Genomic DNA, 25,308 nt, shown 5'->3' on the forward strand with positions numbered 1-25,308 from the left:
TAATTGTTTAAGCTCTTGCGCAATTGTATTTCAATAGTTTGTCCTTCTCATTATGTCTGAAAGCTCATCCGCAAATAAGCAGTACACCGCTGATTCGATCGAAGTTCTTAGTGGTTTAGACCCAGTAAAAAAACGTCCCGGAATGTACACCGAGACGACGCGTCCAAACCATCTTGCTCAAGAAGTTATTGATAATTCCGTCGACGAAGCCTTAGCAGGCCATGCGACCAAAATAGAGGTTGTGCTGCACGAGGATGGCTCGTTGTCGGTTACCGATAATGGTCGTGGCATGCCTGTTGATATTCATTCCGAGGAAGGACTACCGGGTGTCGAGCTAATTCTTAGTCGATTACACGCGGGCGGTAAGTTTTCTAACGATAACTACAACTTCTCTGGCGGATTGCACGGGGTTGGGGTGTCGGTTGTTAATGCGCTCTCCACAAAACTTGAAGTCTTTATCCGCCGCGATGCTAAGTTACATCGCATTGCATTCGCTGATGGCGATAAAACCGATAGCTTAGAGGTGATTGATAGCGTTGGTAAGCGAAATACCGGAACAAAAGTGCATTTCTGGCCTGACGCTCAGTATTTCGATTCGGTTAAATTCTCTATTTCTAGACTTCGACATGTCTTGCGCGCAAAAGCCGTTCTATGTCCGGGTTTGCAAGTTATTTTTCAGAATAAGCAAACGGATGAGAAGGATGAATGGTATTACGAGGATGGCTTAAAAGATTATTTGGTTGCTGCGACAGATGGCTTTGAAACTTGTCCGAAAGTTCCGTTTACTGGGTCGATGGCTGGCAATAGCGAAGCGGTTGATTGGGCAATACAGTGGTTAACCGAAGGCGGTGAAATCACTCAAGAGAGCTACGTAAACCTAATTCCAACAGCGCAAGGTGGTACGCACGTAAATGGCTTTAGAACGGGCTGTTTAGAAGCAATGCGAGAGTTTTGTGAGTTTAGAAATTTATTGCCGCGTGGCATAAAGCTTGGCCCAGAAGATATTTGGGATAAAAGCTGTTTTGTTTTATCTGCCAAGTTAGGCGATCCTCAATTCTCAGGTCAAACCAAAGAAAGATTATCTTCACGCGAGGCTGCTGCGTTTATTTCGGGTGTAGTGAAAGACGCATTTAGCTTGTGGCTTAACCAACACACTGATGAAGCGGAACAGCTAGCGACGCTGTGTATTAGTAATGCCCAAAAGCGTATGCGAGCAAGTAAAAAGGTTGTTCGTAAGAAAGTGACTTCAGGGCCAGCACTGCCAGGCAAGTTGGCGGATTGTTCTGGGGCAGATGCATTGCGTTCAGAGTTGTTCTTGGTTGAGGGTGACTCTGCTGGTGGTTCCGCAAAACAAGCACGAGATCGTGAGTATCAAGCCATCATGCCGCTTCGCGGTAAGATACTTAATACCTGGGAAGTAGATTCTGCCGAAATTCTTGCCTCCCAAGAAGTCCATGATATTGCTGTCGCAGTGGGCGTGGATCCAGGATCAGATAATCTAGAAGGATTGCGTTATGGCAAGATTTGCATTCTTGCTGATGCGGACTCTGATGGTCTTCATATCGCGACACTTTTATGTGCTCTATTTGTACGCCACTTCAAACCACTCGTTGAAGCTGGTCATATCTATGTTGCGATGCCTCCTTTGTATCGTATCGATGTGGGTAAAGAAGTGTTTTATGCTTTGGATGAAGCTGAGCGCAAGGGTGTGCTTGATCGAATCGAAGCAGAAAAAAAACGTGGCAAGGTGAATGTTCAGCGCTTTAAAGGTTTGGGTGAGATGAATCCAATGCAGTTGCGTGAAACAACAATGGCTCGCGACACGCGTCGATTAGTTCAGCTAACAATCGATGATCATGCTCAAACTGTCGAAAACATGGATATGCTGCTTGGTAAGAAGCGAGCAGCGGATCGTAAGTCTTGGCTTGAATCCAAAGGAGACATGGCCGAAGTATAAGAGATAATTCGCGGCACTTGCGGTTCACTTAGATAAGGTTTGTGATTAGTGGCGTGGTATTCGTATTCGTGTTGTTTGATGCCAGCACAGATCAATATCAGGTAGACAAGGAAATATTGCAATGGAGTTTCGTAAAGGAGAAGGCGAAGCGACTTACTTTCGCTCTGAACGCCTTCAAGTTATTGATGGTCAGTATTACATTGCCACACGAGAGGGTGAAGACCTTGGTCCTTTTGGCACGAGAGTTGAGGCAGAGAGAGGCTTAGCGCGCTTTATTGAGGCAATTCAAGATCATGACAATTACAGGTTGGCAAAATCTGCGGCATTAAACGGCGCCTGGGCGACGAATAATTTTCGCTAGTTGGCCGCAACGCATATCATCTGTTGCGAGTTTTTCGGCCAGAATTATCATCCTTTAAAACGTGACGAAGTACTCGCTCTTCCTTATGTATCAACATCTTACTTAAGTTTGTTGGCACAATAGCTAGCAGTATTCAAAAAAGCTTTCGTTTGTATTAACAAAAATAATGACGAGTCAGTGATGAGCGATATTTCAGCTAATTCAGATCCATCTCCAGTTTCATCTTCTCCTTTTTCAAAATTTAAAAAGATATCTCAAGCTATTCTTACAGGAATTATTTTGCTGTTATTGCTCGGCACCATTACATCCGGTACGAGTGAAAATATGCATGCGCAAATGCTTAAACTTGGTGCATATTTGTGGGATGACTATTTTGTGTTGCGAGGCGATCGTCCGATTACGGAGTGTGACCCACAAGAAGACATAGACAGTCGCTTAGATGTTCTAGAGCAAGAGCATATTGCTGAAAATGAAGCGTTTTCACTGTTGGTTGATGATTTTGATAGAGACTCGGCACGAGAGTCATTGGTGCGACAGCTCAGGGTTTGTCAGAAGAAGCATGATGAAGCCGCTATTTACGATCAAAACCTTACTCCTTCAGTTGAGGTATTCCGCTCCTTGGAGCACGTGTTTGCTGACATTAGTTTGTTTGCGATCGCGCATCAGAAGCTGACCTTAATAAGTCTATTAATGCTCGCCACGATTGTGGCAACCGCTAAGCGCAGCCATATTGCTTTTAGAGCGGTTCACCATTTTAAAGATCACTATATTTCGACTACGGCGCAGTTTATTTCTCATGTCGGCCTTGGCGTTTCTGGGTATGCCTTCTACATCGGGTCGTTGAATTCAGGAACCGAAGTGACCAATCCAGAGTTGTTCTTTGCGCTCATGGGAGGCTGTGCGGTGTTGTCTGCGATTAACGTCTATCAGTTCTTCACTCCGCGTCGTGATGAGTTAGAAGAGGGTGGTGGATGGCTGCGCTCCTTACTTACGATTCCAATTCAAACCTTCATGTTACTCGCAGCGTGCTTTCATTTCTTTATTACAGAAGGTCATTTGCCGGGCATCGCTATTTATTTCACGCAGATCTTCCAGCTCACCAATCTTCATTTGGCGATTGGTCTTTATATTCTTGCCGGCATGATGCTAAAAGAAACACTTCTAGGTGCGAAGTTGTTTGATGTATTCCGTCCTTGGAAGCTTCCGCCCGAAATGATGGCATTTGTGGCAATTGCGTTGATGGCATACCCAACGGCTTACACAGGAGCCTCAGGTATCATCATTATCGCTATGGGTGCAGTGGTTTATCAGGAGATGCGTCGTGTCGGTACGCGCAGGCAGTTGTCACTTGCCGTGACCGCGATGACTGGCTCTGGTGTTGTATTACGCCCTTGTTTGTTGGTCGTAGGTATCGCGATTCTTAACAAAGAGGTCGTGACGGACGAGCTGTTCCATTGGGGCTTTAGGGTGTTCTTGTTAAGCATGGTGGTATTTGCTGTATTTGCATTGATTACCAAAAAAGAGCCTTTGAATCCTGCGCCGGTGAGCGAAGCATTGATGCCGTCTTTAAGACTTGCGAAGCCCTTGATTCCATATATTGCTATTTTGGCTGGTACCTTAGTTGTTTACGCCTATTTGCTAGATACCTATTTGGATGAATTTTCTGCGCCGATCGTTTTACCTGTGCTGGTAGCCATTGTGTTGATCTGGGAGAGAAAGTTCAGTTCAGACTTTGAAGAGCGCAATAAAACGGCTATGGCCGCACCGACAGTGTCGTCGGCGTTTCATAAGGCTGTAGATAATTCTGCTATTCAGATTGGTGCTTTGCTAATGCTGATGGCGTGTTCATTTACAGTTGGCGGCATCATCGAGCGTGGGGGCGGCGTACTAGAAATTCCAGAAGTATTTGAATCGCAATATGCTGCAATGATCTTTATGGTCTTGTTCTTAGTGCTGATCGGAATGGTTATGGATCCGTTCGGTGCGTTGATTTTGGTGACGGGTACCATCGCGCCGGTAGCTTATGCTCAAGGGATTCATCCTATTCACTTCTGGATGACCGCATTGATGGCGTTTGAGTTGGGTTATTTGAGTCCGCCAGTGTCATTGAATCACTTGTTAACGAGACAGGTTGTTGGTGATAAAGAGGTGACATTGGCATTACAAGAAGGTGACACTTTCTACTATCGTCATGAGCGTATTATCTTGCCATTACTCGTTATGGGGACAACCTTGATTCTTGTGGCATTTGGTCCGCTTATTTACTTTGAGTTTTATCCATTGCCATAGTGCTCTATATAGAGCAGGGAAGTAGAGCTTTATTGTTACGGGATTAAGTACTTTTCCCTTTATTTGGAACATAAAAAAACGGCGCTAAAAGCGCCGTTTTTTTATGTCTGGGTGTTTGGCTCGTTATGCTGCGCCAACTAACTTTTTGATGCTACCAACAACATTGTCGCCTTTGAATGGCTTAACAATCCAGCCTTTTACGCCAGCCGCTTTGCCGCGAGCCTTCATGCGTGGGTCGCTTTCTGTTGTGAGCATAATAATATTTACGCCTTGGTTGTTAAGGTCGCTACGTACCTTTTCAGCCATGGTTAAACCGTCCATGTTTGGCATGTTCACATCTGAAATAACGAGCTTAATTTGACTGTCGCGCTGTAGCTTATCAAGACCGTCTTTACCGTCTATTGCTACTTCTACACTTAGGTCATTAGCGGCTAAAAAGCTGCTTACTTCGTTACGTACAGTTGCTGAATCATCAACTACTAGTATTTGTGCCATGATGCTTTCCTCGCGTTTGCTTCTGCTGAAAGGCCAAGCCTTTCTTTTTCTTAATTTTATTAGTACTGCTTAATTTTGATTATAGCTGTTTCGCTGTAAGTGCAAGTTATTGTTTAAAAAAACTCCAATTCGCCGTTATCAACGAATTCATCGACCGCTTTTTCACTCTCTGCGAACTTCTCTGGAGACCAGCTCAAGTTGAAGATTAGGCGCTGGTATAAAGTAATGTCCGGGAAGCGCATTTGCGGGTCATGCAAAGTAAACTTGAAGCATAACTGCGGTTCTGTTGAGCCGAATGAAATGTGCTTGCGTTGGTGGTTGACCATGATAGGGACTTGTGTGCGAAGGCCTTCGCTGCTGACTTCATTTGTGAAGTAGCGTGAGCGAATGCTTCCCCAGATCAGGTTTGTTGCTTCGTTGAGAATGCCGTTGCTATCGCGCGAATCTGGTTGCGTTTTTTCAATATGAGATGCGCCAGATCGAATTAGGTCTAATACTTCGTTTTCTGTTGTTTGAAGCATCATATAGCCACGGCACCAGTCGCTCTCTAGCGGAATTAGGCTAAACAGCTCTCCGTATATAATTTGATCTTTAACCAAGTAGGGTAGATCGTTACGTACTTCTACTCCCGGAATGATGCTTTCAAATGCTTCCTTAGATAGATCAATCACACCGCTAGCAAGCTCTGCAGGGTAGTACATGCTGCAGATATAGTTGTCGACAAGTTCATTGAGTTTGTCAGCTTCTTCGACTTGGTAGCAGCCAGCTAGAGCTTCTTGAATTGATGGAGGAAGGTCATCCATGCTATCGGTATGTTCACGACGCATAAAGATAGGAAGTTCAGGGCGTGCTCTATGGATCTTTGTGCATAGCTTCAAGCCGCTAACGCCATTTAAATCTTTGGCTTCTGATAAAAATACAGCACCTAAATCTACGTTTGATGCCATGACTTCGCTAATTTCGTTAGAGGCGTCGCGCAGGCCAATTGTGTTGTTGCCGGTGCAAACCTTTAAACCAATAAGGTTGTGCTTTGTGCATACATCTTTCAATACACTTAGGGCGTCATCATTGCATTCGTGTACTAATACTTTACTGACAATCTGTGTTTCTTTTGTCATTACTGCCTCTTCTTATATTTAAAATAGCTCTAGTTCACCGCACTCGGTGTCTTCAATTTCTTCTTCTGCAAAAGAAACTGGCTTAATCTCGTAATTCAATTCTTCTTTGTTGCATACGTAAACGCTGCATTGAAAAAGTGTTTGTCCATTTATCTCAACATGTTGGTGTGCTTCATAGCTTGGTCTTTGAGACAGCATGTATTTCATGCTGCCAGCTTCTAAGCGATTCGGCGTAGACATGCCAAGGCTCGGAATAAATGCGTTGATTCCTCTTTTGATTGAGCCACACAAGGTGTTGCCAAGCTCACCAATAAAGTCATAAAAGCGTTCGTCGCCTAGGCTTTCGCTTGTAGCATTCAGCTTTTGCGCTACGTAAGCACGGCTCTGATCGTCGTGATTGAGATGAATCAGCGTGAGCACACGAAATTCCTGAGAAGAGATCGTGAGCATATAAAACTGTTCGAATTCTTCGTGCGTTGAGTGGTTAGTGTCACTGCTGACTACATCGATGCCTTCACTTGAGTAGTAGGTTTCATCCATCGCAGATTTGAATAATCGCTGAATTTCTCGGTTGAAATCGAGTTGACTCATCTTCTATACCTCTCGTTATGCTACTTGCACGCGACTAATGAGGTCTTTCACAATTTCATTCGTTGCAGATACATCTGTCAGAATCATTTTTCCGCCAGCTTGAATGTCTTGGAATGTTGTCGTGGTTAAAAAGTCATTCTTGTTAAGATTTTCTTTATAGCTCTCACTGAGCTCTTGGCTGCGCATGGCAAGGCTTCGTACTTCGTCAGCAACGACAGCAAAGCCTTTGCCATGCTCTCCAGCGCGCGCAGCTTCAATCGCGGCATTCAAGGCAAGAATCACAATCTGCTTAACAATGTTGAAGAACTCTTGGTTTTGATGATGCATTTCGGCGTTGTGTTCCATCAACTGTGTCAGGCTTTCGTGCCAGCGTTCAAACGTCACTAGAAGGTTGGTTAGTTCTGCCAAGTCTTTCTCTACGTGCTCTAATTTTTCTGTGAGGAAGAATTGCTCGCGTTCGTGTTCATGGCGAAGAGATTGAATCTGCGCTTCGTAGTTCTGTGCGAGCTCGTTCTTTTCGTTTAGAGAAAGTTCTTTGGTATGTGCTAACTCGTGCTCTAGCTCTGCATACTTGCTATTCATACTTGCTTGATCAAGTTTGAACTCTTGTTTGAGGGTATCGAGTTCTGAGGTCTCAATCATTGAGCTGATGCTGTTTTGTAGTGCGCTGGTCTCGGCTACTTGTGCTGAGAGCAGCTTGCTTGTCTTGATACTCTTTACAGCTAAGAAAATAATAAGAGCAATGCTTACTACTAATGCAGAAACTAGAATTGTGGTCATGGTTACTCGCTGAACTGATAATGAAGCTATTGTTTTTTATTTTGCGCGTTTTTTATTTTTTTACGGTTATAAAATTAGCCTAGCACTATCTATACAAACTGCCTTTTTTTTGACCTTCTTTGTAAGCTTTAACGATAAAACAAGGACTTACGTCACTTTTTTACTACGGCGCGACGTTATTTTTATAAAAATAATGAAAATATTGGTCAAAATTTCGACTTTCTCAAATTTTAATCTAGAGTNAATTTTGAAGGCCAAAATAATAAACAGAGGCAAATTTAAAATGTTTCAGCTGAGTTTTAACCAGAAAGTCGGATTTGGTTTTGCGTTCATTATTATCTTGATATTGAGCTCAGGACTCTCATCTTTATGGAATTTAAATGACATCAACGAATCGACGTCGCGAGTTAACCAAACCGCGGTACCGGTCGTAAAGGAAAGTAATCAGGTTCAGATTCAATTGCTAAAACTCGCGAAATTAAGCGGTTTAGCATTCAACGCTGAAGATGCAGATAGTATTCGCGTTTATAAGCGTAAGTTTGATCAAGGTGTTAAAGACTTTGGCGGTCTTTATGAGAGCCTGGAAGAACTTGCAAAAGATGATGCGGATATGAAAGCCCTTGTTATCGGCATTAAGAGTAATTATGACTTTTATCGTTTCGCAGTAACTGAAATGTTCGAAGCAAAGTCGGCTACTTTGCTGGCTAATGAGCAAATGCATAACGAGGCCGGGACACTTTTCGATATGGCTGATGCGCTAGGTGGCTCATTAGTCGATCTACAGTACTTCATGGCAGACGGTAAAGATGCCGAGAATATGGAGCTCGTTGCTGGATTCGCAAACCAAGCAGATGCGAATGCTCTTTCAATCCTTAAGACGGTAGAAGAAGTGCAGCGCACGACAGACCTGAATGCTCTGTCTACCATGGATGACTTTAAGTTTGCACTGCAAGATTCCAAACTTTGGTATGACAAAGGTGCAGACGTCTTTAAAACATTCGGCGATGTGACCCTGCTTGATACAGTTGAACAATCATACGCAGAGTTGAGTGCTCACTTCGATAAAACGCCTTCAATTATCGATTACAAGATGACAGAGCTTGAGCAAATCGAACTGGCTCGAGCAAAACTTCGCGAAGCGGATGCTGCGGTATCGCAATCCGTTGAAGGTCTGGATGAGCTGCTTAAGAGTGCAGATGTTCAGTTCAGCTTCTTGCAAGGTGAAGTATTGGGTAGTTTAGATTTTGGCTTTAAATCATCCATTGTTCTTTTAATTGTTCTCGTATTACTCGCGGCGCAAAACTTTAACTCTATGCGGTCTGCTATTCAGAAGAAGATGGCAGATCTCGCAAAACTTAATAAAATCGGCGGTACCTTAGCCGGTGCGCAGAGCCAAAACACTGCATTGGAAGAAGTACTTCAGAGTATGCATGAAAAGATGGGCGTGAGTGCAGGTTCGGTTTATTTAACTAACGAAAAGCAAGAGCTAGTCGTTAAGGCGCATTTCCCACCGAAAGCTATTTCAGCCGATGTTGAGCCTACAAGCTTTGAGCTTGGTGAAGGTATTATTGGTAAGGCTGCAAAATCTAAGCAAATTATCTTTGTTCCTAATACTGAGAAAGACAAGTCTTATGTTCAGGGTGAGCAAGAAGTAGCACCTAAAGCACTTTTATGTGTTCCGCTTATAGATAAAGACATGCTAGTTGGTGTGATCAATTTATCTGGAGACGTAAAGCAGGTGAGTTTTGCCGATAGTGATTATGAGTATGTGTCCTCTGTTGCTCAGTCACTTGTTACAACAATTAAAAACATTCGTATGCGTGAAGTGATCGAAGAGCATAATCGTACTCTTGAAGCGAAAGTTGAGGAACGTACGGCTGCGCTTCATCAAAAGAACCAAGACATCGCAAATATGATGGCAAACATGCACCAAGGCCTATTTACAGTGACCGAAGGTGGTGTGGTGCACAAAGAGTATGCGGCGTATCTGGAGCAGATTTTTGAAACAGATCGTATCGCTGGACGAAATGTAAATGATCTTCTTTTCGCGAATACAACACTAGGCTCTGATGCGCGAGATCAGAACATTACAGCAGTTGATGCGATTGTTGGTGAAGACGAAATGATGTTTGAGTTCAACTCACATTGTCTTGTGAATGAGATGACCATTGGTTTCGATGATGGTCGTGAAAAAGTTCTCGAGTTGGACTGGGATCCAATCGTGAATGATGATGTGATCGAGCGTCTGATGATTACTGTGCGCGACGTAACTGAAATCCGTGCCCTAGAGCTAGCGGCGCAAGGTCAGAAGCGTGAGTTGGAATTAATTGGTGAAGTGCTTGCGATCGATGCAGCGAAATTTGCTGAATTCCTCCGTAGTTCTAAGCAGTTCATGGCGGCATGTCAGCAGGCTATTAAGAACAACGCTGGAAAATCTGCGGATGTTATTGCCGAGCTATTCAGAAATATGCACACCGTTAAGGGTAATGCGCGTACGTATGGTTTGAGTTATTTGACTGACGTAGTGCATGAAGTTGAATCTACTTATGATGCTTTACGTAATGATGATTCGCGTGAGTGGAAGCAGAATGAATTACTCGAAGAGTTGCGTGAAGCGCAGGAGATTCTTGCTGAGTACGACACGATTTATCATGACAAGCTAGGTCGTGATGGTGTTGCAGCACAAGGTGTAAATCTAGACTCAGAACGCGTAGCTTCGTGGTTAGATAGCATTAAGCGTCTTACTGAAAAATCGATGGACAACGATGTACAAGAAGTTGTTTCAGAAGCCTATAGCATGTTGCTTTCTATCGAATCTAAAACCTTGTCTGAGGTGATCTCTGAGCCTTTAAGTTCGCTCGCGTCAATGGCTGAGCAGCTTGATAAGCCCGCACCAGAAGTTCGTGTAAACGATGCAGAGTTGTTTATTGATGGCCGCGTTCACAGCATGATGAATAATATCTTTATGCATGTGTTGCGTAATGCAATGGATCACGGCATTGAAGGTGCGACAGAGCGTGCAGAGAAGGGTAAGAACGAAAACGGTCTTATCTCGATTAATACGCAAGTGAATAAACAGAACGCCGAATTCATTGTTTCAGACGATGGTCGAGGTATCGCGATTGCGAAAATTCGTTCATTAGCTGTAGACAAGGGAATTATTGAGCAAGATGCAGCACTCAGCGCGCAAGACATTGCGAACTTGGTATTCACTTCAGGATTCTCTACTGCAGAAGAGGTGAGCAACTTGAGTGGCCGCGGTGTTGGAATGGATGCAGTTCGCCAATTCCTAGAGAGCGAAGGTGGGTCAATCGAGCTTCGTTTAACAGGTGGTAACGATGGCGATGACTTCCGAGCCTTTGAGACGGTCATTACCTTACCGGAGCGTTTCTATAGCCAGGCTTTAAGTTTTGCAAAAACGGCTTAAGAGCTAAGTGGAATTAAAATACCCCTCTACTGAGGGGTATTTTTTTGCCTGCTAAAAAGTCAGCTGCGTTCGATAACTCAATACCCGCAGAAACTATGGTGGAAGTAAGCGTCTAGTTTTGGCTTTTCTGAAGGATGATTTAAACATCCATATCGAGATTATGCCTGCCAGCACATTGCCTACGGCAGCGCCTATCATTAAGCCCATTAAATCGCCGAACACAGAGCCAATGAACAAACATGGAAGATAACAAATAAATAGTCGGGCGAAGGAAATTTTTAAGCCATCCATTGCGCGGCTAATAGCATTTGCGGCAGACACTAAGACCATACAAATGCCAAGAAATGCATAGCTAAACGGAATGATGACGATATACAGCGCCAGTAATGAAGCAATGTCCTCATTGCCCGCAAGAGCATGGCTGATGCTGGAGTCAAATAATACAAGGATCAACGCAAGTAAGAGTTGCCATGCGATGATTGTCTTCACAGCAAGCTTGAGTAATATCTGAATGTCATCAAAGTTCTTCGCGCCATAGCTCTTTCCTATCATTGGGGGAAGAGACATTGTCATTGCCAAGACTAAAATGATTGAGAAAAACTCAACACGAATGCCGAGGCCCCAAGCAGCAACGCTTTCCGTCCCATGTTGGGCAACAAGCATCGTGGCTAGCATTGAAGAGAGAGCTGGAAGTAATTGGCTAGTCATAGCAGGTAGGGCAACCGCTAAAATTTGTTTGATCTTTTCAATAGCGTTTTCAAATGCATCACTGAAATGCAGCCAATTCTTTTTCAAAATAAATGGATAAACAAAAAGGCAGCCGATACTAAAAGAGCATAATGTGGCCCATGCGGCGCCGGCTAAACCTAGATCAAAGGTGAAGATGAATATCGGGTCTAAGGCAATGTTGAGCAGGCTAGTGCCAGCCATGCCTAATCCTGGAATGAGCGTATTGCCGTTAGCTCGGACAATGCTGTATCCGAAATACAAAAATCCGCCGGCAAAAGCGCCCACTAGCCATACTGCCCAGAATGCATCAATAAACGGCATTAGCTCTTTAGTCGCGCCCAATGCTCGAATAATCGGGTATCTAAACAGCCAAGTTAGTACGGCTAAAAATGCAAAGCAAGCGGAGCCAACGATTACGATTAATCCGGCTAAATCGCGGGCCTTACAGTCTTCTCTGGCACCAATGAGTTGCGAGATAAGCGCCGTTGTCGCAATGCCAATACCGACCTGAATACCAATAAAAAGTTGGTAAATAGGGATGGTGAAGCCAACCACTGCCAGAGGCTCAACGCCTAGCCGCGCAATGAAAACCGAATCCACAAGTTGGAAGCTCATTAGCGAGACAATCCCAATCAACATGGGCCACGTCATTTTTGCGAGTTCGATGAATTGTTCTTTCTTGTTGCTAATAGTTTGTTCGGGTGCAGATGTCATGACGCAAATGCATCCTCAATGATTGTCAGAGCAGCGCGGTGATCTTGATAATCAAGAGGCAGCTGCATGGCTTGCTGATCTTTCACCAAAATCCAAGACGGAAAACTATTCCCTCCAATACTGCGGGCGAATCGTATTTCATCATGCAGGCGTTTTCTGGTTATATCGCTATGCAGATCAGTCTCGAACTGTTCTTTCTCAAAACCGATGTCTTCAGCTAACTGACACAAAACACTCGTGTCTGAAGGATTCATTGCATTCAAATAATATGCTTCTTGGATCTTAAGGTTCATCTGTTCTTCTTTGCCTTGATCCCGTGCAATTAAGCCTGCTCGGCAGGCTGGATAGGTAGAGCGATGTGGCGTATTTTGTTGCCAAAACGCGTGATTGAATTCGGTACCTAGCAGATCAGAAATTTTGTACCAGTAGCTTTCGATGGCTTCGCGCATGTCTAAGGGCATCGGTATATCACTGTCTGGGGCAAGACCACCCAGTAGCTTTGTGAGTGTGATACCTCGTTCTTTGAGCGATTCAGTTAATGCGAGATAAGTCGGCCGATAACCCCAGCACCACGCGCACATGGGGTCATAAACGTAATAAAGCTTGGGAGTCGTATCTTGCATTAGTAGATTTACTTCAGAGGATGATTTTCGGGTAATTGTTTATGCAGCCACAGAACGAGCTTATGCTTCATTCGTGGCGTATCCATATCTTGCTTTGCCAGCGGTTGAATTTGTTTGTCGTGAACCAAAAGCTTGTAGATATATTCAATTTTATCGTCTTGCTTATCATTCGCTTCAAACTTTACAACGCCACGCTTCTCGCAATACATCACCCCAATGCGAATAGCTTCTTTTAAAAGTTCAGCTTCGTTTTTTAGTTTTTTTATAGCCATGCTGCTTCCTCTTTGATGAAGTTCTTCGAGTTACGCGAAACGTTGTTTTAGATATTCATATACCGCTCGTAAGCCCAATGCTTCACCTCCAACTGGACGGCTTGGGAGGCCTCTGAGGTTCCAAGCCATGACGTCGAAATGCACCCAAGGGGTTTCATTGCTAATGAATTTTTCGAGGTATAGTGCAGCTGTGATAGCGCCACCGAATCCGGTTTCTGCTGAATTCAGGGTATCGGCAAAATGGCTTTTAAGCATGTCGTTGTAGGCTTGGTGCAACGGTAGGCGCCAAATAGGATCTAAGCAATCTAGAGCGCTTTCGTTGAGTCCTGCAGCCACTTCTTCATCGTTACAGAAGAAGCCAGGGAGTTCTGTGCCCAGTGCTACGCGGCATGCGCCGGTCAATGTGGCAAAGTCAATAATCAGCTCGGGGCTTTCGCTACATGCATCATCCAATGCATCGCAAAGAACTAAACGACCTTCAGCGTCGGTATTGTCTATTTCGACCGTAAGGCCTTTTCTAGATTCAATAATATCGCCGGGTCTAAATGCATTACCAGATATAGCGTTTTCAGCCGCAGCAACGAGAACACGTAATCGAATTGGAAGGTTTTGTGCCATGATGAGCTTGGCCAAGCCAAGCACGTGTGCAGCGCCGCCCATATCCTTTTTCATCTGACGCATGAAGTTGCCAGTTTTAATATTCAGACCGCCACTATCAAAACAGATACCTTTACCAACTAGTGTAATAGCTGGCGCGTCTTCGTCGCCCCAAACGAGTTCGAGTAGGCGAGGCTCATGCACAGAAGCTCGGCCAACAGCGTGAATAAGTGGGTAGTTTTGATCTAAAAGTTCTTGGCCGATAATTTCACTGAAGCTGCCTTCGTAAGCACTTGCGAGAGCTTGCATGGTTTGCGCTAGATCTTCGGGCATCATATCTGAGGCGGGAGTATTGATTAGATCGCGCGTAAGTACGATAGACTCGACCATATTATTGGCTTCTGACAACAGGCTCTCATCATCGATGGCAAGCAAAGCTTTTTCTTTAGTTGTTTTTTTATACTGAGAGAACTCATAGGCGCCTAGTCCCCAGCTAACAGCAAAGCGAAAATGCGTAAGTGCTAAGGTTTCTTGATCGACATTGCCGTAATGTGTCAGTGCACTTAGATCAATTTGATAAGTATGCAGCGGCAATTGTTTCGCGAGATCTCCAGCTAGAAAGAAGTTATCTAGACTTGGTATACAGCAAATGATCTTTAAGGAATTATTCTCAGACGGTAAAGTCGAATGTCCTTTTCCTTCAAACTTAATACTTTCTAACCACAATTGATCATTGTTATGTTGATCACTAAGCCAATCTTTGTAGTTATCTTCGAGTACTAAAATAATATTGTTTTGAGCTTGGCCTGAAATGAGAGCTGAGCGCATTGTGTTTCCTTTTATCAATAAAGGTGCTTAATCCGTCGTGAGAGTGGCTGCAATCTGACGCCATTCTTCGAAACCGCCATCTAGGCTAAAGGTTTCTTTAAATCCTTGTGCATTAAAGTAGTCTGCAGCGCCTTGGCTTGAGTTGCCGTGATAACAACAAACTACCAATGGTTTGTTAAGGTCTGTGTTTGCAATAAAGTGTTCCACATTTGAATTGTCGATGTGAGCAGCACCGTTTATATGGCCTTGCTCAAAAGACATTTGGTCTCGAATATCGATTACGGTGACCGTGTTTTCTGAATCACTCAGCCAAGATGCGAGCTGAGCACAACTAAGATGTTTAAATGACATAGTAAAGTTCCACTTTTGCGATGAAGCATTATAGACCTTACGGGCGCTACTGCGTATTTGGGTTTGGTAATGCTTGCATTGTTTTCGCGACTGGGATTAGTCTTGATGCTGGAAAAATAAAAACTAAGGAGTGATGAATGTCGTTAACGGTATATGGTTACCCAAACACCCGCACTTTGCGTGTGACTTGGTTGCTCGAAGAGTTGGGCTTGGATTACAGCTTCCAACTTGTCGATCTCATGAAAGGTGAAGCCAGACAGACGTCATTTCTAGAGCTCAATGCAGGGGGCAAGGTGCCTGCCATTCGTGTTGATGGAGGCATTATCACTGAATCCTTAGCGATCATGAATTATCTCTGCACATTGAAGCCCGAGGCAGAACTGATTCCAACATACAGCGCTTTTCGTCGTGCTCAGTATGACCAATGGAGCGTATTTGCAATTGCAGAACTAGAGCAACCTCTATGGACCATAGGAAAGCACAAGTTTGCTTTGCCGAAAGACTATCGTGTGCGCGAGATGGAAGCGACGTCGGTCTATGAGTTTCAGGTAGCTTTGGATTTGCTGAGCAAGGGCTTAGGGCAGCAAGATTATATTTTGGGCGATTCATTCTCTGCCGCCGACATACTATTGGGGCATTGCTTGTTTTGGGGAATGAGTTTTGGTCAAAGCATCGAGCAAGAAAACCTTAAAGCCTATATTGGGCGCCTCGGAGTAAGACCGGCTTTAGGGCTTGCGCGTCAGAAAGAAAAACAGGCGATGAGCGACTAAGCCTATCGCCTGTTTTAAAGAAGCTGGAACAGAAGTTTCGTCTGTTCCTTTTTCGTTTTAGATTTCAAAATCTGTACGAAGTTTTTTCTCGATGATCTTGTTCACGAGGTTTACATAACGTGGCATACCGGCATCGTCGTAAGGTGGGTAATCTTCACCTTGAATAAGAGGCGATAGGTACTCTCGACATTCCGCCGTAATGCCATAGCCGTCATCGGTAATATAGTGAATAGGCATTTTCTTTTCTTGGTTAGCAACTTGGCTTAATGGTGCTTCGCCAATGCTCCATTTGTATGGAGCAGAGTTCTCGCGAACGATAATTGGCATGACTGCATTTTTGCCGCTAACCGCAAACTCAACTGCTGCTTTACCCATCGCATATGCTTGCTCAACGTCAGTTCGGCTAGCGATGTGGCGTGCTGCACGTTGAAGGTAATCTGCTACAGCCCAGTGGTACTTGTAGCCTAATGCTTGTTTCACCATGTTTGCTAGGGTTGGTGCAACACCACCCAATTGAGTGTGACCAAATGCATCTTTCTGGCCCGCATCGGCAACAAAGCGGCCATCTTCATATTGCGCACCTTCTGATGCTACGATCACGCAGTAACCATGCTTCTTAACGGCTTCATCAACGCGAGCCAAGAAAGTTTCTCTGTCGAATGGAACTTCTGGGAATAAAATGATGTGTGGCGCTTCATCGCTGTTCTGACCAGCCAACCCGCCAGCAGCTGCGATCCAACCCGCGTGGCGACCCATTACTTCTAAAATAAATACTTTAGTAGATGACTCACACATAGATTTAATATCCATTGCAGCTTCTTTTGTAGAAATCGCAACGTATTTCGCAACAGAGCCAAAGCCTGGGCAACAGTCTGTAAATGGTAGGTCGTTATCCACTGTTTTAGGTACACCAATACAAGTAATTGGGTAACCCATTTTTTCACTTAGTTGGCTTACTTTGTATGCAGTATCTTGGCTATCGCCACCGCCGTTGTAGAAGAAGTAGCCAATGTTGTGTGCTTGGAATACTTCGATCAAACGCTCATATTCACGCTTGTTTTCTTCAAAGTTTTTTAGCTTGTAACGGCAAGACCCAAATGCGCCACTTGGTGTGTGCTTGAGTGCAGCAATATCTTCTACAGATTCAATGCTTGTATCGATCAATTCTTCACGCAATGCGCCAATGATACCATTGCGTCCCGCATATACTTTGCCAATTTTATCGCTATGTTGGCGGGCAGTTTCAATAACGCCACAAGCAGAAGCGTTGATAACGGCAGTAACACCGCCAGATTGAGCATAAAATGCATTCTTGATCGACATTGATAAACCTATAGGTCGTGAGTATGAAATTTGCGCGCATTATACGCGAATATATCGATGTGTCATGGTGAGAAAGTAAAGCCTTATAAAAAATTTCAATCGCGAATTTACAGGCTGTATTAATGGCTATAAAAATAATTAGATTGCTTCACCTAAGTGCTAGCCGATATAGTTTCGCGCTGAGACTTTAGGTCTCTAGAAATCTAATTGGCAAGGAATGCCAAATCATAAATTACTCTCAACAAAAGGATCTTGTGTGAGTCATTCTTCGTGGACGAGTACCGCTCAGTCGGTCGACTCGGGTTTAGTTTGTTTAGTGATGCTGGCGCGGTTTTATCAAGTCGCAGCCGATATGCTCCATCTACTGATCGAGTTTTTTATGTCCCCCTTGTTGCGATATCAGTATAAAGGCCTTCGGGAGCGTTAGCAGTTGAGTGTGCGCTAAAGGCACACTTATGCATGTGTAATAAGATCTAAATGTTCGGGGCTGCTCAAGTGCGACACATGATTAAAGCTAGAAACGTATCTTTTATCGCCCTTAATAAATAGCTCTGTAACGCCGGTGTTCCTGCTCTGTAAATTAAGATCAATCATTGTCTCCGCATTCAGACGCATAATGTGTTTGATCGCCATTGAAATCGCTCCGCCAGAACTGAAAACGAAAATGTTTTTATGATCTTGTGTGTTCAGTGAATACAAAGCCTGTTCTACGCGGCTCTCAAATGCATTCCATGTTTCGGGTAGTTGTGTTTGAATTTGGTTCTTAGACCACGCTAAGAGGGCCGCGCGTAGAGCGCTAAAAAATTCACTCGGGGTGCGAGGTTTTGACGCATCTGGACCTAATTGTGAAAGGTAGGCGCGAATCAAGGTTTCAAAGTCAAACTCGTTCCAATCGGTGTCTATCACAGTATTTGCCTGGCCGTTTATTGATTCAAGCGCAAACTGAGCTGTTTGTTGATGGCGCTTCATATCGCCAGTGATCACCAGGTCAGGGCTGATAGAAAGCTCCCGAAAATAGCGATTCAAAATTTTAGCTTGTTGCTCACCTTTACTAGAAAGTTCGTCATAGTTTTCTTTGCCAAGCGATGCTTGGCCGTGTCTGATCAAATAAATTTTACTCATTGTTATCTAACTTTACCTTTCCTAGTAAAAACCGTACTAGCCTATGTGCTGGAGAATTGTCATGGCAAGTTTATTTGAGTGATGAAAGTTAATTTGCATCTTTTATACATGTGGTTAGTATGCGCAACCGGATTGTTACAGCAAGATGACAGTAGCGACGCCAAATCGACGAGTTAATTGTTAAGGAAGTGCTCAAATGAGTTCTAAAAAACTATCTGAGACCGATACAGCTTTAGGTTACGCCAACAACGAAATTTTGAAGATGGGCGTAAGCTTTGTGTTCTTAGTTTCTGTTTTAGGTTACGTATTAATGCAAATGCAAGGTATCCCGGGTGGATTTACGCTTGCAATTTCTGCAGCTATTGGCGGTTATATGGCCATGAATATTGGTGCAAATGACGTAGCCAATAATGTGGGTCCGGCAGTAGGTTCAAAGGCATTGACCTTGATTGGCGCGATCGCGATTGCCGCCATCTTTGAAGCCGCAGGCGCATTGATCGCAGGTGGTGACGTAGTTAGTACCATTAAGAAAGGGATTATCGACCCTTCCGCTATCAACGATAGCACGACCTTTATCGCCTTGATGCTTGCAGCATTATTTGCTGGTGCCTTGTGGCTTAATCTTGCAACCTTCGTTGGCGCGCCTGTTTCTACAACCCACTCGATCGTAGGTGGTGTGCTTGGTGCAGGTATCGCAGCAGGAGGTTTTGCTATTGCGAACTGGGGACAAATGAGTGCAATTGCAGCGAGTTGGGTTATTTCACCTGTTCTTGGCGGTTTGATTGCAGCGGGCTTCCAGCTTTATATCAAGCGAAATATTATGCACAGCGAGAACATGTTACAGGCCGCTAAAAGTTACGTGCCTGTCTTGCTTGCGATTATGGCGTGGTCGTTCTCAACGTACCTTACGTTAAAAGGCTTGAAAAAAATCTTCCCAATGTCATTTGTTGACGCTTCAATTTTGGGCGCAGTCATCGCTATTTTTGTGTATTTCTTAAGTCGTAAAGCAGTCGATAAAGCGTCTAAGAAAAATAAGAATAACCGCGATGGAGTGAACAACTTATTTACGATTCCTCTTATCTTTGCTGCAGCACTATTGAGCTTCGCACATGGTGCAAATGATGTAGCGAATGCGGTTGGTCCGCTCGCTGCGATTGCTGATGCGATTCAAAACCACGGTGTTTCTGCCAAGGCAGCTATTCCTCTTTGGGTCATGATTGTGGGCGCTATTGGTATTGCTCTAGGCTTGCTTTTGTTTGGCCCTAAACTAATTCGTACGGTTGGCACTGAAATTACTGACATCGATAAGTCGCGTGCGTTCTGTGTAGCTCTCGCTGCATCGATCACTGTAATTATTGCATCGCAACTAGGTTTGCCGGTGAGTTCAACGCACATTGCGGTAGGTGGTGTATTTGGTGTTGGTTTCTTGCGTGAGTACTTGCGCTTCAACTCTGCTGTGAAATTGCACAAGATTGCTGAGCAGCATGAAGGAAAAGAACGCCAGCGTTTAGAGAAGTTTTTGGAAGACTTCCAGAATGCAGATCTAAAAGAAATGGAAGATTTGATTAAAGAAGCAAAAGCGAAGAAGGAAAAGCTTGGTATCAACAAAAAAGACCGTAAGCGTTTGAAGAGTGTTTACAAAGAGCAGCTCGTAAAACGTTCAGCAATTAAGAAAATTGTGACGGCTTGGATTGTGACTGTGCCATGTTCTGCAGCACTTGCAGCATCTATTTTCTTCTTGATTAGACCATGGATTGTTGTTTAAAGTTGACCAAGTGGTTGATATATATAGAGTTCTTGCGTTTACGGTCAAATTGACTAAATTTTAAGCAGTGTAAAATAGGTAAATTACTCTCCCAATTTGTGATTTACCTCTCTATAATCCGCGAGCACTGCTACCCTTAGCCGTGGAAATCCAGTATTTAATAGTGAGTCTAGTTTCATAATGCGTATTGAGAATGACATCAAACTTGGTTTTAAAGACGTTTTATTTCGCCCAAAACGTTCAACCTTAAAAAGCCGTTCACAAGTAAGTCTTGAACGAACGTACAAGTTTAAAAACAGCGGTCAGACATGGACAGGCGTTCCAGTTATCGCTGCGAATATGGACACCGTTGGCACATTCGAAATGGCTGAAAGATTAGCCAGCTATAAAATGTTAACGGCAATGCACAAGCATTACACCGTTGAAGAGTGGACTGAGTGGCTTGGTAAGCAAGAAGATTCAATCTACGATCACATCATGGTGTCTTCAGGTACGTCTGATGCTGACTTCGATAAAGTAAAGGCCATTGTTTTAGCGAACCCTAAGCTACGTTTCATTTGTATTGACGTTGCGAACGGTTACTCCCAGCACTTTGTTGATTTCTTGCGCCGTGCGCGAGCTGATTTCCCAAGTATGATTATCATTGCGGGTAACGTTGTAACGGGTGAGATGGCAGAAGAGTTAATTCTATCTGGTGCGGATGTTGTTAAAGTCGGTATCGGTCCTGGTTCTGTTTGTACAACACGTGTGAAAACTGGTGTGGGTTACCCGCAGTTGTCTGCAGCAATTGAATGTGCTGATGCGGCGCATGGCCTTGGTGGTCACGTGATCTCTGACGGTGGTTGTACTTGTGCGGGCGATGTATCAAAAGCATTTGGTGCAGGTTCTGATTTCGTCATGCTTGGCGGTATGCTTGCGGGTCACGAAGAGTCTGGTGGTGAGCTAGTCGAGCGCGATGGCAAGATGTATAAGCTGTTCTACGGTATGTCATCATCAACTGCAATGAACAAGCACTCTGGCGGCGTTGCAAACTACCGTGCGTCAGAAGGTAAAACTGTTGAAATGCCATTTAAAGGGCCGGTCGATAACACAGTTCAAGATATTCTTGGTGGTGTTCGTTCAACATGTACCTATGTTGGCGCAGATAGCTTGAAAGAGCTTTCGAAGCGTACAACTTTTATTCGTGTGCAAGAACAAGAGAATAACGTTTACGGAAAAGAGTAAAGCGTTCTGTAGTATTGCATTGAAAAAGCTCCTGTTAAGGGGCTTTTTTTGTTTTTGGTGTGTTATTAACGGTGTAAGAATATGAATCTAAAAATAAAGCATTGCTTGCCGATTTGCGCGCTAATGTGTGCTTCTAGCATTAGCCTTGCTGAAGAGTCTACTAACACAAGTGCGACAGCGGTTGATAACTCATGGACCTATATTGGCTCGGACATTTATGTGGGTAGTTCTGATTTGTCGTATGAGCCTTCTCGCTCAGGGTCTATTTATGACCAAACCGAAGACGGTGATATTGTCGGTATTCGACTTAAGCTAGGTACTAAAAAATCTTCGGGCTGGCGCTATCAGGGAAGTTTTTTTGTTGAAGACTTTGAAGCCTTTGATAATGTCACTACAGGACTTGGTTTCTCTCTAGCGAAGTCTTTTGGTGAAGGTGAGATAAAACCATTTGTACGTCTTGGTTTCTCTTACGGTAGTGTAGAAATCGATGATACGCCGTTTATTAATTTTGATGATGATACGCTTTACTTCTTCGGCATTGATGCAGGTGTTGGGGGAGAGTACAACTTTAATCAAGACACTGAATTGGTATTTGGTGTGGACCTTGGAACGCGCGCTTGGCAGTCGATTGATATTATTGGCTTGGGCACAAATACCACGCTTGAGCCAGAAGATGACCCAGTTACGGTATATGCTGGCGTGAACTTTAAAATCTAATATACAGATGAGGAGTAATCCGTGTTACTCCTCATCAAATATACTTAGTTCTCTTTCATATCTTTATACGTTCTGAATATCTCTCTCAAAGGTCGTTTTGGCGTAAAGCCAAATTCCTTTTCAAACGCGCTTCCATCGATGACCACAGGATAACGGAAGTAGTTAATCAAATAAGACGGAAACGACTTTAAATTCAGTACGCGCGAAATTAATCGTGGCAGCATTGGCGGGATTGACGGTACAGGGATAGATTGGCAGCCCGACAAAGCAAGTGCATCCTGAAATGCCACCCAATCTCTCGGTGCTACGTTATAGACGCCTCGCTTGTGTTTTTTGTGCGCAAGCTCAATCGCATCGGCCATATCTTCAATGTGAATAAACTGCATGACAGGAGAGAAACCGAGTAAGCTAGGCGGACGTTTACTAGAAAGCAGTCGACTAATAGAGTTATTGACGCCAGGCCCGACGATATTACAAGGACGGAGAATCGTGATGTTTAAATCAGGATATTTCCAAAGGTAAATATTGGCGAGGTTTTCAAGCTCGACTGAATCTACCAAATCCTGCGTTAACTCTGCTGCTTTGAGTGGTGCAGACTCATCGATTAGTGCTGGGTTGTATGCGTCAGCACCATAAACATGAAACGTCGATAAAATAAGCACATGTCGAACACCGTATTTATGACTCAAATCCATGAGTTTTTGTGTGCCCAGTACGTTGGCGTTATAGCGACGCTGCATAGTGAGTTCGCTACTTTGGATACGGCCAAGGTGGATGACGTAGTCGAACTTGTAGGTTTTAAATAAATCTTCAAAGACGCGCTTGTTATAGTCCAGCTTATAGCTAGGAATATTATCGCTATGAAAGGTTTCTTTTCTAAAGTCGACGGCGATGATCTGACAGGATTTTCGCAATCGTTGAATCACCTGTTGAGCCAAAGCCCCCGCTGCACCGGTAACAAGAACAATCGGTTTGTTGCGCTTACTCGCTTGAGATTTAGTTGTTGTTTTACTCATTTAAAAAATACTTTTTCTCTGTTCTAGGCCTTTCGCGATGAGCTGCCCGATAGATTTTTTCACTTTTTCAACGCGTCGGATCACCTGATCTTCGGTGAGCTCTTCGTTTTCAAAATAAATTGGCTTACCAAAATTAAGGTGAACCTTTGCAGGAAAGATAAAGGGCAGGGCAACCGGTACATATGGCACACCCAGAAGTTTTGCTAATGGCTTTATATTTGCGATGGCAGGGATTGTTTCTTCACACCCCACGACACCCACTGGTACGATCGGCGTGTTATGTTCCATCGCTAGACGCACAAAACCATTGCCAAAACGCTGCAGTTGGTATCGGTCTTTGTACATCTTTCCTGAGCCACGAATACCCTCTGGGAACACAATAACGGCTTCGCCATTTTCGAGCATTTTTGCGCAGTTTGTAGGGTCACCCAGTACTGCGCCCAATTGATTAAGCATGTTTCCAATATAGGGCACAGTGGGAAAGAAGCGCTCAATCATTGCACGAGGATAGCGCGGTGCATGATCGCGATTCGCAACGGCATAACCAATTAAGGTGCCATCGATAGGGAGCTGTCCGCTATGGTTGGCGATAATTAAAACAGGGCCATCATTAGGTATGTGTTCAAGACCACTTGTTTCAACACGAAAATATTTGTCGTAAATGTTGCTAAACAATGAGAATACGATTTTGTTCATATCGGTGTTAAACCCCCATGGATCATAGCCCAAGGAGCCAACAGGCTTTTCAATGCGATCTAGCTTTTCATCCAGTTCTTGAGAAACCAGTTGCTTTTTAAGGAACGACTTTAAATTCATATTGTTCTTGTCGAGATACTGATGCACACGGATTTGATTTTAATTAACCAGAGCCACGTTACATACTGATTAAATTCTACGCCGCTTATGATTATCGTTAAAATATTGGCGCTATTTGTTTTAATTGTTTCGTAAGCAGATATTATTCCATAACCTAATGCTTATAAACTTTTTCTTTTCCTGTTCTATTGTCAAAAGGTATCAATACAATGTTACAGTGGTATGTAAAACAGTTTGCCGAATTAAGTGTTGAAGAGCTTTTGGGCATTCTAAGACTTAGACAAGACGTATTCATAATCGAGCAAGATTGTATTTACCCTGATATTGATGATCTTGACCAATCCTCGGTGCATGTTTTTGCAAAAGAGCAGGGCGGTGACGTCGTGGCATGTACACGCCTTGTTCCTCCAAGTTTGAAATATAAAGAGCCTTCGGTTGGCCGTGTTGTGGTCGCGCAAAGTCATAGAAAAGATGGTTGTGGCGTCAAGCTCATGCAACGCTCTATCGCAGAAAGTGAGCGTTTATACCCGGGTCAAGGAAACCGAATCGGAGCCCAACTTTATCTGAATAAATTCTATCGCTCATTGGGATATGAAAATGTGTCGGATGAGTACGATGAAGATGGCATACCACATATCGATATGTTTAGAGCGTCTTCGATGGAGTAGCAGTAGAGGGTGATTTTAGACAAAAGCCGACATCAAATCCCTTTCATGACGAATGCCCGCTTCATATAGGGGGGCTGACATTTAGTGATGCGAAAGCCTTAAAATAGTTGCTGTGACCTAACAGTAAGGTCCTCAGATAATTAGCTAAAAAACTATATAAATAAACAGTTGTAATGGAATCACGAAGATTTGGGGTAATCGCTTCCTATGAAACCCGTGAGATAAGTCTGTCTTTTTGCCGCTTCCTTCTGATATTGTTTTATAAAACAATTACTTAAAAAATTGCTTCTGGGTTTATACGGACCCGTGTAAACCCAAGTCTTCTTTTTGCGCAAAGAGAATCTTGGTTTCTAATGATAGGATGCTCTTTAAGTGATTGAATCCATTGAACAAAAATGGAGTTTTGGTGATCGTGAAGACGCGTTGTCGTCTGCGGTTTATACGGAATTCCGTATAATAAGCTGTTATGTTTTTGAAATAGCAGATATTAATCCGCAATGTTCTACAAAAGGTTTGAAGTCTTTATCCGTAAATAGCAGCGGCAATTTATTATCTATGCAAAAGGTCGCAATGATTACGTCCGCTGTCTTTCTGACCGTAATACCTTTCTTTCTCAGCAAACGGTAATAGTCTGCACACTCAACAACCATCCTATTGCCTAGCATCTCATACTGGTCTAATTTGCTTAGCAGTTTCTTTGTCTTGCTGTAGTCCTTATCACGGCCAACCGAAGGCTCTTTATATTTCAAACTTGG

At 43.7% G+C, this 25,308-nt stretch carries 22 protein-coding genes and 2 pseudogenes; 10 read left to right on the forward strand and 14 right to left on the reverse strand.

Annotation, left to right across the window (positions count from 1 at the left end; all coding sequences use genetic code 11):
• Positions 1-52 precede the first annotated feature (52 nt).
• The 3 genes from parE to A3738_RS18545 all read left to right on the forward strand — a co-directional run bounded on the left by parE (position 53) and on the right by A3738_RS18545 (position 4,607).
• Entirely contained in the window at positions 53-1,957 is a 1,905-nt protein-coding gene (gene parE / locus A3738_RS18535) for a DNA topoisomerase IV subunit B (protein WP_068481211.1), read from the forward strand.
• Between the two features lie 121 nt (positions 1,958-2,078).
• Positions 2,079-2,318 (forward strand): DUF6316 family protein, encoded by a 240-nt coding sequence (locus A3738_RS18540; protein WP_068481215.1) that lies wholly within the window; start codon positions 2,079-2,081, stop codon positions 2,316-2,318.
• 180 nt (positions 2,319-2,498) lie between these two features.
• On the forward strand, positions 2,499-4,607 hold the full coding sequence (locus A3738_RS18545) for a TRAP transporter large permease subunit (protein WP_082878589.1): 2,109 nt from the start codon (positions 2,499-2,501) through the stop codon (positions 4,605-4,607).
• A 123-nt stretch (positions 4,608-4,730) separates the two neighbouring features.
• Here A3738_RS18545 and A3738_RS18550 read toward each other — a convergent pair whose 3' ends face one another.
• The 4 genes and pseudogenes from A3738_RS18550 to A3738_RS30030 all read right to left on the reverse strand — a co-directional run.
• The gene (locus A3738_RS18550) at positions 4,731-5,102 is read right to left on the reverse strand and encodes a response regulator (RefSeq protein ID WP_068481218.1); all 372 of its coding nucleotides are present in this window, start codon (positions 5,100-5,102) and stop codon (positions 4,731-4,733) included.
• A gap of 113 nt (positions 5,103-5,215) precedes the next feature.
• Entirely contained in the window at positions 5,216-6,220 is a 1,005-nt protein-coding gene (locus tag A3738_RS18555) for a chemotaxis protein CheX (RefSeq protein WP_068481223.1), read from the reverse strand.
• Positions 6,221-6,238: 18 nt separating this feature from the next.
• On the reverse strand, positions 6,239-6,811 hold the full coding sequence (locus A3738_RS18560) for a hypothetical protein (RefSeq protein WP_068480413.1): 573 nt from the start codon (positions 6,809-6,811) through the stop codon (positions 6,239-6,241).
• A 15-nt stretch (positions 6,812-6,826) separates the two neighbouring features.
• Positions 6,827-7,087, reverse strand: a pseudogene (locus A3738_RS30030) (methyl-accepting chemotaxis protein); the annotation flags it as partial.
• Positions 7,088-7,874: 787 nt separating this feature from the next.
• Here A3738_RS30030 and A3738_RS18570 point away from each other — a divergent pair.
• Complete coding sequence (locus A3738_RS18570) at positions 7,875-11,018, forward strand: GAF domain-containing protein (RefSeq protein WP_068481229.1); 3,144 nt, start codon at positions 7,875-7,877, stop codon at positions 11,016-11,018.
• A 93-nt stretch (positions 11,019-11,111) separates the two neighbouring features.
• Here the strand turns inward: A3738_RS18570 and A3738_RS18575 are convergent, their stop codons facing one another.
• Genes A3738_RS18575 through glpE form a run of 5 tightly spaced genes read right to left on the reverse strand, consistent with a single transcriptional unit; the run spans position 11,112 to position 15,132 of the window.
• The gene (locus A3738_RS18575; RefSeq protein WP_068481232.1) at positions 11,112-12,461 is read right to left on the reverse strand and encodes an MATE family efflux transporter; all 1,350 of its coding nucleotides are present in this window, start codon (positions 12,459-12,461) and stop codon (positions 11,112-11,114) included.
• The gene (locus A3738_RS18580) at positions 12,458-13,084 is read right to left on the reverse strand and encodes a DsbA family protein (RefSeq protein WP_068475891.1); all 627 of its coding nucleotides are present in this window, start codon (positions 13,082-13,084) and stop codon (positions 12,458-12,460) included. Before A3738_RS18580 ends, A3738_RS18575 begins: the two co-directional genes overlap by 4 nt.
• An 8-nt stretch (positions 13,085-13,092) precedes the next feature.
• A complete protein-coding gene (locus A3738_RS18585) occupies positions 13,093-13,356 on the reverse strand; it encodes a DUF5062 family protein (protein ID WP_369819820.1) in 264 nt (87 codons plus the stop codon).
• 30 nt (positions 13,357-13,386) lie between these two features.
• Positions 13,387-14,781, reverse strand: a complete 1,395-nt coding sequence (locus A3738_RS18590) for a M17 family metallopeptidase (RefSeq protein WP_068481235.1) — start codon at positions 14,779-14,781, stop codon at positions 13,387-13,389.
• Positions 14,782-14,808: 27 nt separating this feature from the next.
• Positions 14,809-15,132, reverse strand: a complete 324-nt coding sequence (glpE, locus tag A3738_RS18595) for a thiosulfate sulfurtransferase GlpE (protein WP_068477749.1) — start codon at positions 15,130-15,132, stop codon at positions 14,809-14,811.
• Between the two features lie 137 nt (positions 15,133-15,269).
• Between glpE and A3738_RS18600 the strand changes: the two genes are divergently transcribed.
• A complete protein-coding gene (locus tag A3738_RS18600; protein ID WP_068477751.1) occupies positions 15,270-15,902 on the forward strand; it encodes a glutathione S-transferase family protein in 633 nt (210 codons plus the stop codon).
• Between the two features lie 57 nt (positions 15,903-15,959).
• Here A3738_RS18600 and A3738_RS18605 read toward each other — a convergent pair whose 3' ends face one another.
• Positions 15,960-17,225, reverse strand: coding sequence for a 6-phosphofructokinase (locus tag A3738_RS18605; protein WP_068481238.1), 1,266 nt, complete (start codon positions 17,223-17,225; stop codon positions 15,960-15,962).
• Positions 17,226-17,481: 256 nt separating this feature from the next.
• Here A3738_RS18605 and A3738_RS30035 point away from each other — a divergent pair, with 256 nt between their 5' ends.
• Positions 17,482-17,652: a hypothetical protein gene (locus A3738_RS30035; RefSeq protein WP_156502807.1), complete on the forward strand. Its 171-nt coding sequence runs from the start codon at positions 17,482-17,484 to the stop codon at positions 17,650-17,652.
• Positions 17,653-17,678: 26 nt separating this feature from the next.
• Here the strand turns inward: A3738_RS30035 and A3738_RS18610 are convergent, their stop codons facing one another.
• Positions 17,679-18,347, reverse strand: coding sequence for a histidine phosphatase family protein (locus A3738_RS18610; RefSeq protein ID WP_068481240.1), 669 nt, complete (start codon positions 18,345-18,347; stop codon positions 17,679-17,681).
• Between the two features lie 196 nt (positions 18,348-18,543).
• Here A3738_RS18610 and A3738_RS18615 point away from each other — a divergent pair, with 196 nt between their 5' ends.
• The 3 genes from A3738_RS18615 to A3738_RS18625 all read left to right on the forward strand — a co-directional run bounded on the left by A3738_RS18615 (position 18,544) and on the right by A3738_RS18625 (position 22,053).
• Entirely contained in the window at positions 18,544-20,112 is a 1,569-nt protein-coding gene (locus A3738_RS18615; protein ID WP_068481243.1) for an inorganic phosphate transporter, read from the forward strand.
• A 180-nt stretch (positions 20,113-20,292) separates the two neighbouring features.
• Positions 20,293-21,336 (forward strand): GMP reductase, encoded by a 1,044-nt coding sequence (locus A3738_RS18620; RefSeq protein ID WP_068481247.1) that lies wholly within the window; start codon positions 20,293-20,295, stop codon positions 21,334-21,336.
• Between the two features lie 81 nt (positions 21,337-21,417).
• The gene (locus tag A3738_RS18625) at positions 21,418-22,053 is read left to right on the forward strand and encodes a hypothetical protein (RefSeq protein ID WP_068481250.1); all 636 of its coding nucleotides are present in this window, start codon (positions 21,418-21,420) and stop codon (positions 22,051-22,053) included.
• A 44-nt stretch (positions 22,054-22,097) separates the two neighbouring features.
• Here A3738_RS18625 and A3738_RS18630 read toward each other — a convergent pair whose 3' ends face one another.
• Together A3738_RS18630 and A3738_RS18635 are read right to left on the reverse strand one after the other, a co-directional pair.
• Entirely contained in the window at positions 22,098-23,069 is a 972-nt protein-coding gene (locus tag A3738_RS18630; protein WP_068481253.1) for an SDR family oxidoreductase, read from the reverse strand.
• Entirely contained in the window at positions 23,070-23,885 is an 816-nt protein-coding gene (locus tag A3738_RS18635) for a lysophospholipid acyltransferase family protein (RefSeq protein WP_068481256.1), read from the reverse strand.
• A 209-nt stretch (positions 23,886-24,094) separates the two neighbouring features.
• Between A3738_RS18635 and A3738_RS18640 the strand changes: the two genes are divergently transcribed.
• On the forward strand, positions 24,095-24,553 hold the full coding sequence (locus A3738_RS18640; RefSeq protein ID WP_068481259.1) for a GNAT family N-acetyltransferase: 459 nt from the start codon (positions 24,095-24,097) through the stop codon (positions 24,551-24,553).
• A 464-nt stretch (positions 24,554-25,017) separates the two neighbouring features.
• On the opposite strand, the pseudogene A3738_RS31255 reads toward A3738_RS18640, so the two are convergent.
• A pseudogene (locus tag A3738_RS31255) lies at positions 25,018-25,308 on the reverse strand (hypothetical protein); the annotation flags it as partial.

The organism is Oleiphilus sp. HI0066, from assembly GCF_001635725.1.

Coding starts and splice junctions, on each gene's coding strand:
- parE (WP_068481211.1), top strand. CDS start 53: ATGTCTGAAAGCTCATCCGCAAATAAGCAGTACACCGCTGATTCGATC.
- A3738_RS18540 (WP_068481215.1), top strand. CDS start 2,079: ATGGAGTTTCGTAAAGGAGAAGGCGAAGCGACTTACTTTCGCTCTGAA.
- A3738_RS18545 (WP_082878589.1), top strand. CDS start 2,499: ATGAGCGATATTTCAGCTAATTCAGATCCATCTCCAGTTTCATCTTCT.
- A3738_RS18550 (WP_068481218.1), bottom strand. CDS start 5,102: ATGGCACAAATACTAGTAGTTGATGATTCAGCAACTGTACGTAACGAA.
- A3738_RS18555 (WP_068481223.1), bottom strand. CDS start 6,220: ATGACAAAAGAAACACAGATTGTCAGTAAAGTATTAGTACACGAATGC.
- A3738_RS18560 (WP_068480413.1), bottom strand. CDS start 6,811: ATGAGTCAACTCGATTTCAACCGAGAAATTCAGCGATTATTCAAATCT.
- A3738_RS18570 (WP_068481229.1), top strand. CDS start 7,875: ATGTTTCAGCTGAGTTTTAACCAGAAAGTCGGATTTGGTTTTGCGTTC.
- A3738_RS18575 (WP_068481232.1), bottom strand. CDS start 12,461: ATGACATCTGCACCCGAACAAACTATTAGCAACAAGAAAGAACAATTC.
- A3738_RS18580 (WP_068475891.1), bottom strand. CDS start 13,084: ATGCAAGATACGACTCCCAAGCTTTATTACGTTTATGACCCCATGTGC.
- A3738_RS18585 (WP_369819820.1), bottom strand. CDS start 13,356: ATGGCTATAAAAAAACTAAAAAACGAAGCTGAACTTTTAAAAGAAGCT.
- A3738_RS18590 (WP_068481235.1), bottom strand. CDS start 14,781: ATGCGCTCAGCTCTCATTTCAGGCCAAGCTCAAAACAATATTATTTTA.
- glpE (WP_068477749.1), bottom strand. CDS start 15,132: ATGTCATTTAAACATCTTAGTTGTGCTCAGCTCGCATCTTGGCTGAGT.
- A3738_RS18600 (WP_068477751.1), top strand. CDS start 15,270: ATGTCGTTAACGGTATATGGTTACCCAAACACCCGCACTTTGCGTGTG.
- A3738_RS18605 (WP_068481238.1), bottom strand. CDS start 17,225: ATGTCGATCAAGAATGCATTTTATGCTCAATCTGGCGGTGTTACTGCC.
- A3738_RS18610 (WP_068481240.1), bottom strand. CDS start 18,347: ATGAGTAAAATTTATTTGATCAGACACGGCCAAGCATCGCTTGGCAAA.
- A3738_RS18615 (WP_068481243.1), top strand. CDS start 18,544: ATGAGTTCTAAAAAACTATCTGAGACCGATACAGCTTTAGGTTACGCC.
- A3738_RS18620 (WP_068481247.1), top strand. CDS start 20,293: ATGCGTATTGAGAATGACATCAAACTTGGTTTTAAAGACGTTTTATTT.
- A3738_RS18625 (WP_068481250.1), top strand. CDS start 21,418: ATGAATCTAAAAATAAAGCATTGCTTGCCGATTTGCGCGCTAATGTGT.
- A3738_RS18630 (WP_068481253.1), bottom strand. CDS start 23,069: ATGAGTAAAACAACAACTAAATCTCAAGCGAGTAAGCGCAACAAACCG.
- A3738_RS18635 (WP_068481256.1), bottom strand. CDS start 23,885: ATGAATTTAAAGTCGTTCCTTAAAAAGCAACTGGTTTCTCAAGAACTG.
- A3738_RS18640 (WP_068481259.1), top strand. CDS start 24,095: ATGTTACAGTGGTATGTAAAACAGTTTGCCGAATTAAGTGTTGAAGAG.